The sequence below is a fragment of the Candidatus Brocadia sinica JPN1 genome (assembly GCF_000949635.1).
Classification (GTDB): Bacteria; Planctomycetota; Brocadiia; order Brocadiales; family Brocadiaceae; genus Brocadia; species Brocadia sinica.
Genome location: NZ_BAFN01000003.1, coordinates 1 through 16,266, shown reverse-complemented (window position 1 = coordinate 16,266; position 16,266 = coordinate 1). Strand labels below are relative to the sequence as shown.

17 protein-coding genes and 1 pseudogene are annotated in these 16,266 nt (G+C 42.9%); 10 read left to right on the top strand and 8 right to left on the bottom strand.

Features of this window, described 5'->3' with window-relative positions; all coding sequences use genetic code 11:
• From BROSI_RS18795 to BROSI_RS21535, 4 genes and pseudogenes are all read right to left on the bottom strand, one after another.
• A pseudogene (locus tag BROSI_RS18795) lies at window positions 1-252 on the bottom strand (IS66-like element ISCku7 family transposase); the annotation flags it as partial.
• A gap of 26 nt (window positions 253-278) precedes the next feature.
• A complete protein-coding gene (locus BROSI_RS18790; protein ID WP_052566043.1) occupies window positions 279-1,454 on the bottom strand; it encodes an ISAzo13 family transposase in 1,176 nt (391 codons plus the stop codon).
• Between the two features lie 95 nt (window positions 1,455-1,549).
• Window positions 1,550-1,942 (bottom strand): DNA adenine methylase, encoded by a 393-nt coding sequence (locus BROSI_RS21540; RefSeq protein ID WP_420886089.1) that lies wholly within the window; start codon window positions 1,940-1,942, stop codon window positions 1,550-1,552.
• Complete coding sequence (locus tag BROSI_RS21535; protein WP_420886088.1) at window positions 1,900-2,244, bottom strand: DNA adenine methylase; 345 nt, start codon at window positions 2,242-2,244, stop codon at window positions 1,900-1,902. Before BROSI_RS21535 ends, BROSI_RS21540 begins: the two co-directional genes overlap by 43 nt.
• Window positions 2,245-2,969: 725 nt before the next feature.
• On the opposite strand from BROSI_RS21535, the gene mazG reads away from it, so the two are divergent.
• The 9 genes from mazG to BROSI_RS18745 all read left to right on the top strand — a co-directional run bounded on the left by mazG (window position 2,970) and on the right by BROSI_RS18745 (window position 12,842).
• Window positions 2,970-3,797, top strand: coding sequence for a nucleoside triphosphate pyrophosphohydrolase (gene mazG / locus BROSI_RS18785; RefSeq protein ID WP_052566041.1), 828 nt, complete (start codon window positions 2,970-2,972; stop codon window positions 3,795-3,797).
• A gap of 89 nt (window positions 3,798-3,886) precedes the next feature.
• A complete protein-coding gene (locus BROSI_RS18780; protein ID WP_052566039.1) occupies window positions 3,887-5,233 on the top strand; it encodes an NCS2 family permease in 1,347 nt (448 codons plus the stop codon).
• A 140-nt stretch (window positions 5,234-5,373) separates the two neighbouring features.
• Window positions 5,374-6,099 carry an acetate--CoA ligase family protein gene (locus tag BROSI_RS18775; RefSeq protein ID WP_230400747.1) on the top strand — a complete coding sequence of 242 codons (726 nt, stop codon included), beginning with the start codon at window positions 5,374-5,376 and terminating at the stop codon, window positions 6,097-6,099.
• A 159-nt stretch (window positions 6,100-6,258) separates the two neighbouring features.
• Complete coding sequence (gene hflX / locus BROSI_RS18770; RefSeq protein ID WP_052566038.1) at window positions 6,259-7,557, top strand: GTPase HflX; 1,299 nt, start codon at window positions 6,259-6,261, stop codon at window positions 7,555-7,557.
• Between the two features lie 240 nt (window positions 7,558-7,797).
• Window positions 7,798-9,345 carry a TonB-dependent receptor plug domain-containing protein gene (locus BROSI_RS18765; protein WP_052566036.1) on the top strand — a complete coding sequence of 516 codons (1,548 nt, stop codon included), beginning with the start codon at window positions 7,798-7,800 and terminating at the stop codon, window positions 9,343-9,345.
• Window positions 9,342-9,680 carry a TonB-dependent receptor plug domain-containing protein gene (locus BROSI_RS18760; protein ID WP_052566033.1) on the top strand — a complete coding sequence of 113 codons (339 nt, stop codon included), beginning with the start codon at window positions 9,342-9,344 and terminating at the stop codon, window positions 9,678-9,680. The genes BROSI_RS18765 and BROSI_RS18760 overlap by 4 nt, the downstream gene beginning before the upstream one ends.
• Before the next feature lie 283 nt (window positions 9,681-9,963).
• Window positions 9,964-10,191: a hypothetical protein gene (locus BROSI_RS20920; RefSeq protein WP_052566031.1), complete on the top strand. Its 228-nt coding sequence runs from the start codon at window positions 9,964-9,966 to the stop codon at window positions 10,189-10,191.
• Window positions 10,140-10,598, top strand: coding sequence for a DUF4070 domain-containing protein (locus BROSI_RS19395; protein WP_230400746.1), 459 nt, complete (start codon window positions 10,140-10,142; stop codon window positions 10,596-10,598). The genes BROSI_RS20920 and BROSI_RS19395 overlap by 52 nt, the downstream gene beginning before the upstream one ends.
• Before the next feature lie 18 nt (window positions 10,599-10,616).
• A complete protein-coding gene (locus tag BROSI_RS18745) occupies window positions 10,617-12,842 on the top strand; it encodes a TonB-dependent receptor plug domain-containing protein (RefSeq protein ID WP_052566028.1) in 2,226 nt (741 codons plus the stop codon).
• A 232-nt stretch (window positions 12,843-13,074) separates the two neighbouring features.
• On the opposite strand, the gene lgt is transcribed toward BROSI_RS18745, so the two are convergent.
• The 3 genes from lgt to BROSI_RS18730 all read right to left on the bottom strand — a co-directional run bounded on the left by lgt (window position 13,075) and on the right by BROSI_RS18730 (window position 14,821).
• On the bottom strand, window positions 13,075-13,935 hold the full coding sequence (gene lgt / locus BROSI_RS18740; protein WP_052566025.1) for a prolipoprotein diacylglyceryl transferase: 861 nt from the start codon (window positions 13,933-13,935) through the stop codon (window positions 13,075-13,077).
• 2 nt (window positions 13,936-13,937) lie between these two features.
• Complete coding sequence (gene panD / locus BROSI_RS18735) at window positions 13,938-14,294, bottom strand: aspartate 1-decarboxylase (RefSeq protein ID WP_052566023.1); 357 nt, start codon at window positions 14,292-14,294, stop codon at window positions 13,938-13,940.
• A gap of 167 nt (window positions 14,295-14,461) precedes the next feature.
• Window positions 14,462-14,821, bottom strand: coding sequence for a c-type cytochrome (locus tag BROSI_RS18730; RefSeq protein ID WP_157842643.1), 360 nt, complete (start codon window positions 14,819-14,821; stop codon window positions 14,462-14,464).
• A 305-nt stretch (window positions 14,822-15,126) separates the two neighbouring features.
• Between BROSI_RS18730 and BROSI_RS18725 the strand changes: the two genes are divergently transcribed.
• Window positions 15,127-15,438 carry a hypothetical protein gene (locus BROSI_RS18725; protein WP_052566019.1) on the top strand — a complete coding sequence of 104 codons (312 nt, stop codon included), beginning with the start codon at window positions 15,127-15,129 and terminating at the stop codon, window positions 15,436-15,438.
• A gap of 338 nt (window positions 15,439-15,776) precedes the next feature.
• On the opposite strand, the gene BROSI_RS18720 is transcribed toward BROSI_RS18725, so the two are convergent.
• On the bottom strand, window positions 15,777-16,266 hold a 490-nt coding region (locus BROSI_RS18720; protein WP_200891833.1), incomplete at its 5' end, for a Kelch repeat-containing protein.

Below are 16,266 nucleotides of genomic sequence, written 5' to 3'. Positions count from 1 at the left end.
TCTTTGCACGTCTTTGTCCTGGCTGGGTGGCGTGAAAAACTGTTCAAGTCTGCAATACAACCTTTTTTTGAGCCTGAGAAAGCATGCCGGGTTTACCTGGTTCTTTTTCTCCGATAACCGGATGGCATCCTTAAGCAACCGGGAGAGTTTTCTCCTGAAACCTTTCCACGGGACAGAACGGTTGTAGGTGTCTACTTTCATGAGTTCCGTGAAGAGGTGATAGAAACACCGCTGCTTTGCCAGGGTGCTTAGGAATTGTCAGGAAATAACATTTACAATTAAGGGCAAATTGTATAATTCCATTCGCCATGAAAATCATGCCGCTTAAGATTTATACTTGCCATCTCTTGATCGCTAATCTTTACCTTTGTCGGATACCTTGATTTGTCTAATTTGGCATACACCTTAAGCCCTTTTTGAGTCGTTGTCGAACTAATTAATTGTACGATCACTTCGTGATCGATTAATGGACGTCCTCGCCAATTCATGCTTATATGCGAAAAAAGACGGCGCTCTATCTTATTCCATTTGCTTGTACCAGGTGGAAAGTGGCATACTGTTATAGATAATCCCGCATCTCCAGCAAAGCGTTGAAGCTCATATTTCCACAATCGCGCCCGATAACCATTGCTGCCACCACAATCAGCACAGATCAATAACTCTTTTGCATTCTGGTATTCCCGATATCCCATTGATTGCCACCATCGACGTAGACTCTCAACAGCAAAACTTGCAGTGTCATGGTCACAACCAACATTAACCCATCCAATATTTCGTCCAATATCATAAATGCCATAGGGAAGCGCTTTGCCAACCTCTGCGTTGATAAAATCATAAGTATTCACTTCTTCTGATTGCCCTTTCGGCTGCCACTCCCGCCCATTGTTTTTATATCGACCTACCAATTCCTTCTTTTTTGCATCAACGGATACTATCGGCGATCCCTTATATAAATATTCTTTCACCTTTTCATTAATGTAGGTAAATTGTGCGTCGCGATCTTCGTGGCTGCCGCCTTCCAGTTTCTTTACATTCGACTGAAGACTGTATCCTGCCTCATGCAATAACTCACTTACTACTTGATAACTTATCTTATATCCCTTCTCTGCAAGCGCCCTCGCCAACTGGCGTACGCTCTTACATGTCCATCGCAGGGGAGACATAGGATCGCCACGTGTTACAGGGTCAACCAGCGATTCTAAATCCTCTATCAATTTCGGATTCTTCTCTCGAAGTTTTTTCCTACCTCCCCCAGGCTTGCGTATTCGCTCTGCCTCTGCCTCTGCCTCTGCCTCCTTAATTCGCCCCTCCTTTAGTTCGCCAAGTCCTTTATAGATTGTCGGTCGAGATACTTTCGCCACCCTTGCTATTACCGCTATCCCTCTATGGCCTATTGCCTGACTTTCAGCAGCCAAGAGTATTCTCCGTTGTCTCTCATTCAAATGAGGTAGTATAGTCGATAATTTCTTCTTAAGATTTTTTCTTCCATACTGTAAACAATATCATAATTACCTCATTATGTAAATGTTATTTACTGACAATCCCTTAGTTAAAAAGTAAAGTTTGAAATTATTAATTCTATTGCCCGCCTTCTATGTTTAGCAAAACCTGAAATGTTACGCTGTGTGTGAACTTGTCGGACATTCCATCCGGCAAAAATACTTTTTGCCTCTTTGCATAAAGCATAAGATAGAACAAACTTCACCCTTCTTTTATCAAGTATTTTTAATGTATTTTGCAAGCGTTCGATATCTTCTAGTCCAAATGTTTGTGGACCATATTGCCGAAAAATCCGACGATTTTTAACAGCATAAGGAGGGTCTAAATAAACAAAATCACCCTTCCTAGCCTCATTAAATAAAATTATTTGAAAGTCTTCATTCAGTAATTTAGCATTTTTTAGTGTGCGAGAATAGTTATAAAAATCAGATAAAGAAGGAATATCACCTGTACCTGATGCCGAAATGCCGAAAAAGGGACGTTGAACTGCCCATTTTCGTTTGTTCGATATAAACCATTAAAGCAAAATCTATTAAGAAAAATAAAACGTGCTGCTCGTTCCATAAGATTCATTTTTTTGATTTCTTGTTCCCTAATTTTATAGTAGTTATTTTGACCACGGGGTAAATGCTCTAAATTATTGTATACAGCTTTGGGATGATCTCTTACGGCAATAAAAGTTTCTACTAATTCACAATTTATATCACTAAGAATAGCTGATGGTGGATGTAATTTAAAAAAAATGCTGCAGAACCCATAAATGGTTCAATATACCTTTGGTAGCCTTTTCCCCAGTAAGGTAAAAGTCATGATATTAATTTTTGCTTACTCCCTGCCCATCGAAGAAAAGGTTTTTTAATTTCCCCTATCATTTTAAATATTTTCTAGTCGTTATCGCCTGAATGAAAAATCCATGTCGAATGAACTGCAAAAAACTACTTGTTACATTAGAGGTTATCATTCTTTTGGTTTGAAAACAAAGTATAGATTACTCCAAAAATTCTTTCAATCTTATTTTAGTCCAAGCAAAAACGTGGCGATGGAGCTATCGCCATGCGTAAGTGAAAGGAAGCATGGCAAGACAAATTCGATCAATTGGCTTTCAAGGTTAAGGCACTATGGAGGTTACTATTTACTGCATTCTTTTATTTTCTAAATTGTAGATGTTTAAAGAATGCACTAAATGAGGAAGAAAAGGAATGCGTGCAATGGACGATTATTTATTATCTCCCTATTTGACTTCAATAAAAATAATTGCTAGAATTCCATACGCTATATAACTGTATTTAAAGTTGTTGTTATCAAAGCATAAATTGAGGCACGAAGTAGAAGAAATATAATGAATTGAATTAGGGGAAAGAAGAGACACGAGAGCCTCTAACCTCAGACCTCCAACCTCGAAGTGTTTAGTGACAAAAATATTACCATGGTTAACTATTGCTGAAATCTTATAATTGGATACATGATCAATGAATACATCCAAAGATAAATCCATTTCGCTATTTCAGGACTTGATTGAACTCATGCGGAAGTTACGCAGTAAGGATGGTTGCCCGTGGGATAAAGAACAGAGCCATGCGTCTTTAAAACCGCATCTGGTAGAGGAGACGTACGAGGTAATCGATGCAATAGATTCCGGAGATCCCGATAAACTGAAGGAAGAACTGGCAGACCTCTTTTTCCACATAATCTTTCACTGCCAGATTGCAAAGGAAAAAGGAGAATTTGATATCGATGGTGTAATCGCACTGTGCCTTGATAAGATGACGCGTCGCCATCCACACGTCTTTGGAGATGCTACAGCAGCTACCCCCGAAGAAGTACTCCATCAGTGGGAACAGATCAAAAAACAGGAGAAAGGCTATGAGGAAAGAAAGTTTATTGTGGATGGCTTACCCAAACATCTCCCGGCGCTCCAGAAGGCACAAAAGCTGCAAAAGAAGGTGGCAAAGGTTGGTTTTGACTGGCCGGATATTACGGGTGTGATGGCCAAGGTAGACGAAGAGCTGGCAGAGGTCAAAGAGGCAATCCGGGAAAATAAACCTGAAAATATTGCAGAAGAGGTTGGAGATCTCTTGTTTTCCATTGTCAATCTCTCCCGCTTCCTCAATCTGGACACGGAAAACGTCCTCCACAAGACCATCTATAAATTTGTCGATCGTTTCAAAAGAGTCGAGACGGAACTTGCGGCAATGGGAAAAGACATTGAGAAATGTAGCTTAGAAGAGATGGATGCCGTCTGGAATAAGGTAAAAATAAATCAGAAGCAAGAAATTGGGATTCAGAAGCCGGAATAAAAAACAGGGAAACGTATCCGTATTCTTACTTTTGATGCTGGGTGCTGATAGGCGCTGATAGCTGACGGCTCCGATCTCAATAAAAATTAATGATATTTGAAAGAATCTTTAAACTAAGAGAAAACCATACCAACCTTCGAACGGAAGTTTTAGCTGGCACCACAACCTTCCTGACAATGTCGTATATCATCTTTGTCCAGCCTGCCGTACTTTCCACTTGCGGAATGGATTTTGGATCGGTGATGGTGGCCACATGCATTGCCAGCGCCATAGCCTGCATCTTCATGGCCTTTCTGGCCAACTATCCTATCGCCTTAGCGCCTGCTATGGGACATAATTTTTACTTTGCCTTTACCGTGTGTGGTCCTGTCGTGACCGGTGGTATGGGTTATCCATGGCAGGTTGCCCTGGGTGCAAATTTAATATCGGGCACATTGTTTTTTCTCTTATCATTTTTTGGGTTGCGCGAGTTACTGGTATCTATTATACCCGATTCATTGAAGAATGCAATTGCGGTGGGGATTGGGCTCTTAATTGCACTCGTGGGGTTTGAATACGGCGGGGTAATTGTGGATACACCAGGCGCTTTGGTTGGTCTGGGCAATCCCAAGTATCCTGAGGTATGGGTGTCTCTCTTTGGCATGATGGTTATGGGAGTAATGATTGCCCTGAAAATAAAAGGTGCTATTCTTTACGGGATTATTGCAACAGCGCTTGCGAGTATTCCGCTAGGGATGGTTCAATATCAGGGTGTTACCAGTATGCCTCCCTCGATTGATCCAACGTTGCTGAAATGCGACCCTGTAAAGATATTTACCGAACCAGGGTTTATTTCAGTTATATTTGTCTTATTATTCCTGGACGTCTTTGATACCATAGGCACCGTAGTGGGAATTGGCGAACAAGGGGGATTTTATAAGAACGGCAAAATCCCCCGGGTAAAACAAATCCTGCTATCGGATGCGCTTGGTACAGTAGGTGGCGCTCTTTTAGGGACTTCCACCATTACCAGTTACATCGAAAGTTCTGCAGGGATTCAGGCAGGCGGCAGAACAGGTTTATCGAACATCATTACGGCTTGCCTGTTCCTTTTATCCTTATTTTTTTATCCCCTCATAAAAATGATCGGGGGAGGTTATCAAACTTCCAATGGAGCCCATCTCTACCCCATTATTGCGCCGGCCCTGATAATTGTTGGAAGTATGATGATCTTTAATGTGCGGAAAATAAGGTGGGATGACCCTACTGAATCACTGCCCTCCTTTTTGACCCTTTCCATCATGCCTTTTTCCCTGAGTATTACAGAAGGTTTGTCCTTTGGGTTCATTTCCTATTCCCTTTTGAAGCTCATTACCGGCAGATTCCGTGGGTTACATTGGGCATTTCATCTGGTCTCTGTGGCTTTTCTTGTCAGATACATTTTTTTGAAAATGTAGGGCACGCAATGAGAAAGGTATATTGGTAATGGATAATCCATCGGACATGTCCGATGGTATTCGATAGATATCCTTTGAACATTTTATATTTGTCGTTATAATAAAATGCGTCTTGTGGTTTTTAAATTAAGGAAATCTGTATGAACAAATTTATGACACACAGTGGAAAGATCGCACGTCATATTATACAAAAGGTCCTACTCCAGAATCGATATGAACTGCTTGAACCTGAGGCCAAGGAATTCATTGAGGCATTTGGAATAAGCACTACAAGGTATGTAGTTACAGTTTCCCCTGCAGATGCAATTCAGGCGGCAAAATCTGTTGGATATCCTGTTGTTCTCAAGATTGTTTCACCTGATATCAGCCATAAAACCGATGTCGGTGGTGTCAAGCTTGGTATAAAGGATGACGAAGGTGTTAAGGTTGCATACGACGAGATTATACGAAACGTAAAAAAGAGACAGCCGGATGCACGGATTGATGGAATTCTTGTTCAGGAAATGGCAACACCTTCCACAGAAGTTATTGTGGGAGGGCTTCGGGACCCTCAATTTGGCCCGGCTGTGATGTTCGGGTTGGGCGGTATCTTCGTTGAGGTTTTTAAAGACGTTTCTTTCCGCATCGCCCCGGTGGATGAATATGAGGCGTTGGATATGATTCATGGCATAAAAGGGGCAAAGGTTTTAAAGGGTTTTAGGAACGCAGAAGCGGCGGACATTCCTGCATTGGCACAAATTATTGTACAGGTATCAGACATCATGATTTCCCTGGAAGAAATTAAGGAGATAGACCTGAACCCTGTCCTTGTTTATCCGAAAGGTTTAAAGGCCGTGGATGCAAGGATTATTTTACGTCAATTGTAAAAGAGAGAAACGTAGGGTGGGGTGAAGCATACCCTACAAAAATGAAAACAGGTTTTACTTTTTATCCGTTCTGCAAGACAAAGGTTTTTGAAAATAGAGATTTTCCAGATACATGGATAAATAAAAATTCTTTCATCAATTAATGGAGTTTATACTTAGGTGAAACTGAAAGACACTGCATTTACGGTAAGGGCTGAACGCGCCGTTCTTTTTCGGGTTATGCTGTCCGGAGACCATAGTGAGGATGAAGCGCCACTGGAAGAACTTCGGCGATTAGCGAAGACTGCTGGTGCAAACGTTGTCCATTCGGTAGTTCAAAAAAGACCAAATATCGACCCCGTATATTATGTCGGGAAGGGAAAAGCAGCCGAATTATCCCGGATTTCAAAGGAGCTGGATGCCGATGTGTTTATTTGCGATGACGATCTTACTCCGGCGCAGGTCAGAAATCTTGAAAAGGTCATCGAAAAGAAGGTAATTGACAGGAGTGAATTAATCCTGGACATATTTGCTACCCGCGCAAAGACATTTCAGGCAAAACTTCAGGTAGAATTGGCTCAATTAGAGTATACACGACCCCGCTTAAAGAGGATGTGGACGCACCTTTCCAGGATTGAGGGTGGTATTGGAACAAGGGGGCCTGGTGAAAAACAATTGGAAGTCGATAAACGCATTGTGTCAAGAAAGATCCATGACCTGAGAAAAAAGTTACATGAAATTGAAAAGCGACAGGAACGGCTGGTCGCCTCGCGGAAGGAATTTTTCACGGTGTCCATTGTGGGATACACCAATGCCGGGAAATCGACGTTAATGAATGTCCTGACGGAGATAGATACCTTTGTAGAAGACAAACTCTTCGCAACGCTTGATACAAAAACAAGTATCTGTAAATTAGAAAACGGGAGAAAGATACTGGTGAGCGATACGGTGGGTTTTATCCAGAAGTTGCCCCACCACCTGGTTTCTTCCTTTAAAGCAACACTTGAGGAAGCCCGCCACGCCGATCTCCTGCTTCATGTTGCAGACATAAGTTCCCCCCTTATCCAGAGACAAGTCGAGGCGGTGAATGTCGTGTTGAAGGAGTTAGGATGCGATAAGAAACCGACGATCATAGTATTGAATAAAGTAGATGCCATAAAAGACGAGTCTCTTATTCCTTTGCTTCAGAGTTATTACAGGGATTGCATTATGATCTCCGCAAAAACACACCTGGGTATAGAAGAACTGAAACGAAAGATCGGTGAGATACTGGAAAAAAATTTTATGGATATAGAGATTACCTGCAGTCCGGGCAATGGAAGATTAATTGCATATCTCCATGAGCATGCGCATGTTTTAAGTAGCCGTTTTGAAGAACACCGGGTAACATTCCGACTGCTTATAGAGGATAAGCTCATGCAGAAATTACGTATGCTGGATGATACTATTCAGATGAAAGAAACCACCGGTTCCAATTGAATCTTTTGTAATTGCTTTACAGGAGAAAGTATTCCCAGAATTTTTCCAATTGACAGCATTTGCAACAATGATACAATACCGCAAGATGCAGCCGTATAGTAGATTATTGCATAGATCCTTAATGAATAAACTCTCTACTTAGAGCCAGACGTAAAATCAATTTTAGTATCCTTGATTTTGAAATTTTTTAGATAAATTCTTGGGCATCTGCTATTCGTTCTGAAGTTAGAGGTTATATTCATGACCAAATGCTTGACTCATGGCTTAACCCAGTCCCTCCTCGCCTTGTATCTTTTCCTGCTTAGTTGCATTTCTTTTCATTCTTCCGAAATTTTTGCCGAAGATATCAGTACATCACGGATTGAGACGAAGAAAACAACCCAATCAACTGAGATCCTATCCAATGACAAAGAAAAACATAGCCGGAATATGAAAGTTGCTTTGGCAGAAGGAATTTCAACCAAGGCCATCTGGTTTGGTTTTGAGCAGGAAGTAACAATTGCAACAAGACATGAAACCCCGGTAGGCAAGGCGCCGAGCATCGTTACGGTAATCACGGCCAAGGAAATTAAGCATTTAGGATACCGCACCTTTGTGGAAATCCTGAGGACAGTACCCGGATTTGAAATTTTAAAAAAGGGCGACCTGGGGGAGGTATTTCCCGCTGTAAGGGGTTTTGCAGGTTCGGAGAAAGTAAGGGTGATGCTCAACGGGCATCTGGTAAATAGCCCCCGCACTGGTAGCGCCTTTCAGCAGTTTGACGATTTCCCTGTGGAAAACATAGAGAGAATAGAAATTATCCGGGGGCCAGGTTCTGCCGTATATGGTGAAAATGCCTTTTTGGCGGTTATTAATATTATCACGTTCGATGCAAAGGATATTGACGGCATAAAGGTGAGCGGTGGTTATGGGAGCTTTGATACCGAAGAGGGAAACATTGTATTTGGGAAGACGTACGGAAAAGTTGATATCTCCGGTATGGTCCGCTACAGGCATACCGACGGATTTGATGGCATTGTCGAGAGTGATATTGTAACACAGATTGATACGGCCCTTGCTTCCCTGGGTTTTCCTCCCTCTTCACAAGCCCAGGGAAGGGTGGAGGATTGGAGGGAAGAATACGACCTGAACCTGAAAGTTGTCTACAAGGGTTTCTACGTTGAGGGATTGTACATTAATAAAAATATGGGGCCTTTTATCGGACCTCAATTTGCCCTGGCTGACGAATCGAATATTGAACAGAACTATGTGTTCGGTGAAGCTGGATATAGAAATACCTTTGATGAGAAATTTACGATAAGACCGAGGCTCTATTATGACCAGTTTGACAGGAACTCTTACATTGAGGCATTGCCAGAGAACGCACATGTGCCTCTAGACACAGATGGAGACGGTGTAATTGACAAAATCAATACGTATCCCGATGGGCTTATTGGTAACGCTTATATAAAAGAAAGGGTTGTTGGCACGGAGGTTCCTTTTGATTATAAAATATTCGATGGGAATATCATTACCCTAGGATTCGAATATCGTTTGATTGGTCAAACCAATCCACACTTTTTTACTACCTATAATCCCCGAACACTCGATCCCCTGGATAGCCTTCAGGACCAAGCTGACACATATCCCTTTATAAAAGAAGCCACGCGGAGAATATGGTCGGTTTATCTGCAGGATGCGTGGGATATTACGGATACCTTAAATCTTACCTTAGGGGTACGACATGATGAGTACAGCGATTTCGGCAATACTACCAGTCCACGAGCAGGCTTAACGGGGCATTCATGAAGAATGCATCACTGAAACTCCTTTATGGAGAGGCATTCCGGGCACCTGATTTTACAGAGATGTTTACGATCAACCAACCAGCTCTTATAGGGAATGAAGATCTAGATCCAGAAACTATCAAGACATACGAGATAGGGTTAAATTATCAGTTTAATAAATATGTTACCAGCGGCATTAATTATTTTTATAATGATATCGAAGACCTCATTAGCGCCCGTGTCTTACCAACCGCCCAGGGCGCCACGCACTTCGAGAATTTTGGAGATGCTCATGTCCAGGGTATCGAGATGGAGACAAAGGTGGACATAACAAAAGGACGTTTTTTGTTGGTTTGAGCTATCAGTTCTGACAGGGAGGCCAGACGAAACAGTGAAGTATTTTCTTGCTGGTTCAATCGTCCTCGATTGAACCAGCCGTAGGAGACCGCACGAATCGGCGTAGCCATACTTAGTTTAATATACAGGAATTTCAAACTTTTCGCTTCCCCTTAATCCCCCTCACTGAGGGGACAAACAACTCGTTCCCCCGCTGGCGAGGGGTAAGGGGTGGAATTTTGTCGTAAAAAGGTGTACGTGTAAGTAGCCGAAGGCCTGACTAATAAGGAAAAGGGGAAACGCAATGAACGTGCTGTTGATCTACCCTGAATTTCCGGATGCAGTATGGAGCTTCAAACACGCACTGAAATTCATATGCAAAAAGGCATATTCGCCACCGCTGGGTCTCCTGACTGTTGCAGCGATGCTTCCGGCAGGGTGGACAAAACGCCTGGTCGACCTCAATGTGACAAGGCGGGAATGCCGTTTTACACAGCAGTCTCTATCAACCTTGCCGATGACGGGCAATTGATGGACATGATGGTCGAAGCGGGTTTCGATCAGGTTTTCATCGGAATTGAGACATCGGATGAGGGAAGTTTGACCGAATGCGGCAAAAAGCAGAACAAGAGCCGCAACCTAGTTGAAGACGTGAAACGTATCCAGCGAGCCGGATTGCATGTGCAGGGGGGCTTTATCGTTGGTTTTGACAATGATACGCCCTCCATCTTCAGGCAGCAAATTGATTTTATCCAGAAAAGCGGGATTGTGATGGCGAATGTTGCTATACTTCAAGCGCCAACCGGATTAAGGCTCTATGAACGCCTGAAACGAGAGGGCCGCCTGCTTGGTCAAATGTTGTTTGATGTTGCATACGGCTCGACAAACTTTGTCCCTGCCATGAACCTTGTTGCCTTGCGGGAAGGATATATAGTTTGAAATTGAGGATTATTTTTTATGACTAACTGGACAAGAAAACGGTTTGTTTTAGAGTCTCTTATCCCAACTATTTTACTTCTTAGCCTCATTTCTTTCCATTCATCAGAAACTTTTGCCAAAGGCGCAGACCCGCCCTTGACTCAGATCGAGGATACTCCTCCGACTTCCATCAAGGAAACAGCCCGACCAGATCAGGCCATACCAGGCAGAGAGGAGAAACAAACCGACGATATGGAAACTGCCCTGTCAGAAGAATTCTCCACCGAAGCCATCTGGTTTGGTTATGGGGAAGGAGTAACCATTGCTACAAGACACAAAACCCCGCTTAACAAGGCGCCGAGTGTCGTTACGGTAATTACTGCCGGGGAGATTAAGAATTTAGGGTATCGTACTTTTATTGAAATACTCAGAACCGTACCGGGGTTTGAGATCCTGAAGGAGGCTGGTACCGGAGTTGTTGAACCTGCCGTTCGTGGTATTGCAAGTGCAAGCAAAGTAAAGGTAATGCTCAATGGACATACAGTAAACACAACCCTTACCGGTTCAGCCTTCGGCAGATTTGATGATTTCCCGGTAGAAAATATCAAGAAGCTGGAAATCATTCGGGGGCCAGGTTCTGCCATGTACGGCGAAAATGCATTTACAGCGGTTATCAATATTATTACGAAGGACGCAGCAGATATTGATGGTGTGAAGGTAAGCAGTGGTTACGGGAGTTTTGATACGTACGAGGAAAATGTCGTGTTTGGCGAGAAGGTTGGAAAGGTTGAATTCTCCGGCATGGCCCACTACCGGCAGACCACGGGCTTTGATGGTGAGGTTGAAAGTGATTTTCAAACAATGCTTGATAGCGCTTTTGGGTCTAACGCATCATTGGCGCCAGGTCGTGTGCATGACGGGAGACAGGAATATGACCTGAACCTGAAAATTGCTTATGAGGATCTATGGCTTCAGGGATGGTACAGCAACAAAAACCGCGACCCTTTTATTGGGGGAAGTCTTGCATTAAATGATGAATCTGATATTGAAAATAACTATGTATTCGGGGAGATAGGGTATAAAAAGACCTTTGAGGAAAGATTTACCTTAAAACCAAGGATTTATTACGATCAGTTTGACAGCAACAGTTACTTTGAAGTATTACCGGAAGGCACAGTTTTGCCTGCTGATACCGACGGAAATGGGATTCCGGAATTTGTCGTTTTTCCTGATGGGGTAATTAATGTTGTCAAGGGAATTGAAAGGATTGCAGGCACAGAGATCCCTTTTGATTACCAATTGTTTGATGGAAATACCCTTACCCTGGGTTTGGAATATCGGTTGATCAATCAATCCAATAACCGCTTTTTAAGCAATATGGACCCGGTCACAGGTGCGCCGCTCACTTCTGTCAGGGATTTTTCAGATTCAGCCCCCTTTCTTGAAGATGCCACACGAAGGATCGTCTCAGTTTATTTTCAGGATGTATGGGATATTACAGATACCTTGAATCTTACCATTGGAGTGAGACATGACCGATACAGTGATTTTGGTGATGCAACCAGTCCACGGACCGGTTTAACGTGGGCATTTATGAAAGATGCATCAGTGAAGTTTCTCTACGGAGAAGCATTCCGGGCGCCGAGTTTTTACGAGATGTTTAGGACCGGAAGTGGAAACAGAAAGCTGGATCCGGAAACTATCACGACATATGAGGTCGAATTAAGGTACAAATTTAACAAATACGTTACCAGTAGTGTTGGGTATTTTTACAATGATATCGACGATCTTATTTTCCTGAAACGCAGTCAGGATGCACCCGTTTACGAAAACCTTACGGATGCCCATGTGCAAGGTATTGAAATGGAGACCCGTGTGGATATCATCAAAGATAATTACGTCTTTATGAATTATACCTTTCAAAATCCCGAAGATGATGATGGGAACAATATGCCATTTGTTGCGCAACACAAGGGAAACTTCGGTGTAAATGTACACTACTGGAAATATATTAATACCAATCTGAGCGCCTTTGTCAGCGGGAAACGTTCCAGGGTCGATGATGACACAAGAGAAGACTTACCGGCTTATGCACTTTTCAATCTTTCCGTCATTGGAAAAGAATTCTTCAAAACAATGGAAGTGCAGGGGACGGTATTTAATATTTTTGATAAAGATTATAGTGATCCGGGGGCTGTTTTTATACCAAAAGACTTGCCCCGGCCGGGAAGGACATTTTTTGTCGGGTTGAGTTACCAGTTCTAAATTTAATGTTGAAGGATTTCAAACAAAGATTTCCTCCCCCTTAATCCCCCTCACTGAGGGGGACAACCAATTATCCCCCGTTGGCGGGGGTAAAGGGGGTAGGCTGTCATTGCGAAAATGGCTATTTTAAGTAGCCGAAGGACTAATTTAATATTAAGGAATTTCAACACGGACATCCTTTCATCATGCTTCGGCTTTGCTCAGTGTGATGTGTTCCGAGGAGCCGGGGAACCTACGGCATTTCTGCCTTTCTTGCCGTTTTAAATCTGCTGATTGCAAAAAAGACGACTGATACAACAAACATACCGATGCTGATAATCTGGGCAACGGTAAACAGATTGAAGAATAATGGATTATCATCCCGGAGTGCTTCCATGCAGAATCGTATAACGGGATACAGTATCCCAAAGAGAAGCAGCACCTCCCCATCCCTTTTCCGGTACTGAAAGAAAGCGCTAAGAATAAAGAAAAGCGCAACATCAGAAAGAAATGAATACAATTGGGTGGGATGTATGGGCAGGGTATGTACATCGGAGAGGTGAACTAATCCGAGTTCGTATTGGTGAAGAAATGCGGGACTACCGTCTACCATGCCCGTTTTATCCAGCGTCCTTGGAAATTGAATTGCCCACGGAATATGCAGCGCTACCTTTCCAAAGCAACATCCGTTCAGGAAACATCCGATACGGCCGAAGCCGAGCCCCAGTGCAGCAGAAGGCATAAGGATATCAATGATCTTTAAAAAGGGCAGATGATGCTTCCTGACGTATACAAACAAGGTAACAATGCCGGCGAAAAGTCCCCCATAGTACACTAAACCGCCTTCGTAAATCTTAAAGATGCTAAAGAGATTGTTTTTGTAATCCTCAAAGAATTGAATAATAAAAAACAACCTTGCTCCAAAAATTCCTGCACAGACGAGATAAATTCCAAGATCTGTAATCTTATTGGCGTCTATACCTTCCTTCCTTGCCCTCCAGCGTGCGATGGTAATGGCTACTAAAAAGGCGACCATCAACATGAATCCGTACGAATAAATGGGTATATTTCTCTGGAAGAAGGGGAGGGGGATTTCGAATAAGATTCTTCTCATGGCTAGAGGGTTTTCATGAGTTTGTTGTTTCCGTCAACAAGAATAATCTTCGGTTTCCAGTTCCTTGCCTCTTTGTCTTCGACGAGGCAATAAGAAATGATGATAACCTTGTCACCCGGTTGTGCCCATCGTGCCGCAGCGCCGTTTAGACAGATAACACCGGAGTTACGCTCGCCTTCAATTATGTAAGTTTCCACCCGCGTTCCATTGTTAATATTGAGGACCTGTACCCGTTCGTAATGCAGGATGTCTACAGCTTCGAGAAGGACTTTATCTATCGTGATACTACCGTTATAATTGAGATTAGTTTCCGTTACCGTTGCGGCGTGGATTTTAGCTTTGCACATCTCCCGTAGCATTGGTTCTCCCAAGAGTTCGATTATCGAGAAATTTTATTTGGACGCGGATGGGCGCAGACTTCGTCGTGAGCGCTCAGTTGAACGATTATAAGGATGAAACACCTTTTCATCTTCAATTGCCATGTACAGATTTTATCGTAAAATAAGGTAAAATCAAGAGTAAATCCTCATTGTCCTTGTGGTGGGTAAAAACCCCTGACGCATACCTTAACCAGATCAACAATCTCCTCGTCCGCCAGTTTGCCCTTATAGCCCGGCATCTTCCTTTTACCATTGGCCACGGATATAATTAGTCTTGAATCAGATGCGTTATCCTGCCACTTGGTATTGGTAAAATTGGGGATTTTAAAGATAAGCCGACCGACAAAAGAACCCTTTCCGTTAGCCCTGTGGCACTTCCGGCATTCCTTGTCATATACCGTCCAGATACCACCTTTTTCTGACAAGGCTGTTTGTTTGGGATTGCATCCATAGGATAACAAGGCGCTAAAAACACAGATACCCATAAAGGAAGTAATTTTTTTCATCTTTCTCTCCTGTGATAGTTCTTTGTGTTTGTTTTCACTTAACTTCCCGAGTTTACCATAAAACAGCATATATTCAAGTCCCTTATCCTTTCTTGTGATAAATTTAACACAAAATTAATAGTTCCTTTACATTATCTTAATATGAAAAATGTATTATTTTGCAGGGATTGTATGAGTAGCTTCCACAGAGATTACCGATAAGGATATTCGCAGGCCTGTGCAGGAGAGAGAAACCCTCTATCTCTCTCCTGCAAATTGTGTGGGAAAGTAAATAGTGCAAGATTGTAACGAAAGGAGTTTGTTATATGATGATGAACACATTTTTTGTATGTACCAACTGTGGCAACGATAAAGAATTTAAAATTTTTACGAGTAACTTCCGGGTTATTAAACAATCCCCGGAGTTAGGAATCCGCACAAACGAAAGCGATATCTTACCCAATTTACAGCAGGAAGATAATTATATTGAATGTCAATTGTGTCTTCAGAGGTTTGAATATGAAAATGCCGCAACTATCGGTAAAAAATATATCCAGACAAGCTTAAGACTTCGCAAAATGAAGTGCGAACCGCCAAAACAGGGTAACCAAATTCCAGGTGAAAACTCCTCCACGTGATTTTATGACGACACAATAGGGAATATTTGTTTTCGTGTTTTCCAGACCTTATCCAAGCATGATTTATTTGTCGAGAGAGATAAAGTTGGTTGAAATGCCCGATTTTACTGATTAAAATGGGATTTGCATAAAAACCAAAGGAAATGCCCTTTAACAGGGCTCAATGGTTTAAAGCAAATTGAATGAATTCAAGTTTTTTGTGATCATTTTCTACGGAAAATCTTTTCCATTGATAAAAGCCTTCCCTCCCCTGGTATCAATACCAGGGGAGGGAGTTGTGCTTTTCCTAAACCTCTCTGCAAGGTACGGGCATTTCCACCTTGATGCTGCATCAGCTATTATGGGGTATAGAGACCCCCGGTGTTTAATGCACTACTACCATTCCATCCACCCCACACGATCATCTGTGTGCCTGTCCACACCGCCGTATGACCATATCGGCGGCTGGGGGCGCCTGTCGTAGCTGTAGGTGTCCATGTGTTTGTCGAGGGGTTGTAGCGTCCTCCGGTGTTGAAATAACTCGCACTACCACTCCATCCCCCCCACACGATCATCTGCGTCCCCGCCCACACTGCCGTGTGCACGCTTCGGCCACTGGGGGCGCCTGACGTGGTTGTGGATGTCCATGTGTCTGTCGATGGGTTGTAACGATAACCGGTATAGAGCCATATACTTCCAGAAGAGAAACCTTGTCCGCCCCACACAATCATCTCTGTACCCGTCCACACCGCTGTATGCTCGTGTCTGGCGCTGGGAGCGCCTGAGGTGGATGTGGGATTCCATGCCCCACCCAGAGACGATGGGTGATATCGTCCGCCGGTGCTGGTA

What these genes read in the sequence shown, in the direction of transcription:
- BROSI_RS18730 (WP_157842643.1), bottom strand. Translation starts at nt 14,821, where the DNA reads ATGAAAAAAATTACTTCCTTTATGGGTATCTGTGTTTTTAGCGCCTTG.
- BROSI_RS18760 (WP_052566033.1), top strand. Translation starts at nt 9,342, where the DNA reads ATGAAGAATGCATCACTGAAACTCCTTTATGGAGAGGCATTCCGGGCA.
- BROSI_RS18725 (WP_052566019.1), top strand. Translation starts at nt 15,127, where the DNA reads ATGATGATGAACACATTTTTTGTATGTACCAACTGTGGCAACGATAAA.
- BROSI_RS18780 (WP_052566039.1), top strand. Translation starts at nt 3,887, where the DNA reads ATGATATTTGAAAGAATCTTTAAACTAAGAGAAAACCATACCAACCTT.
- BROSI_RS20920 (WP_052566031.1), top strand. Translation starts at nt 9,964, where the DNA reads ATGAACGTGCTGTTGATCTACCCTGAATTTCCGGATGCAGTATGGAGC.
- lgt (WP_052566025.1), bottom strand. Translation starts at nt 13,935, where the DNA reads ATGAGAAGAATCTTATTCGAAATCCCCCTCCCCTTCTTCCAGAGAAAT.
- BROSI_RS18775 (WP_230400747.1), top strand. Translation starts at nt 5,374, where the DNA reads ATGAACAAATTTATGACACACAGTGGAAAGATCGCACGTCATATTATA.
- mazG (WP_052566041.1), top strand. Translation starts at nt 2,970, where the DNA reads ATGAATACATCCAAAGATAAATCCATTTCGCTATTTCAGGACTTGATT.
- BROSI_RS18765 (WP_052566036.1), top strand. Translation starts at nt 7,798, where the DNA reads ATGACCAAATGCTTGACTCATGGCTTAACCCAGTCCCTCCTCGCCTTG.
- BROSI_RS19395 (WP_230400746.1), top strand. Translation starts at nt 10,140, where the DNA reads ATGCCGTTTTACACAGCAGTCTCTATCAACCTTGCCGATGACGGGCAA.
- panD (WP_052566023.1), bottom strand. Translation starts at nt 14,294, where the DNA reads ATGCTACGGGAGATGTGCAAAGCTAAAATCCACGCCGCAACGGTAACG.
- BROSI_RS18745 (WP_052566028.1), top strand. Translation starts at nt 10,617, where the DNA reads ATGACTAACTGGACAAGAAAACGGTTTGTTTTAGAGTCTCTTATCCCA.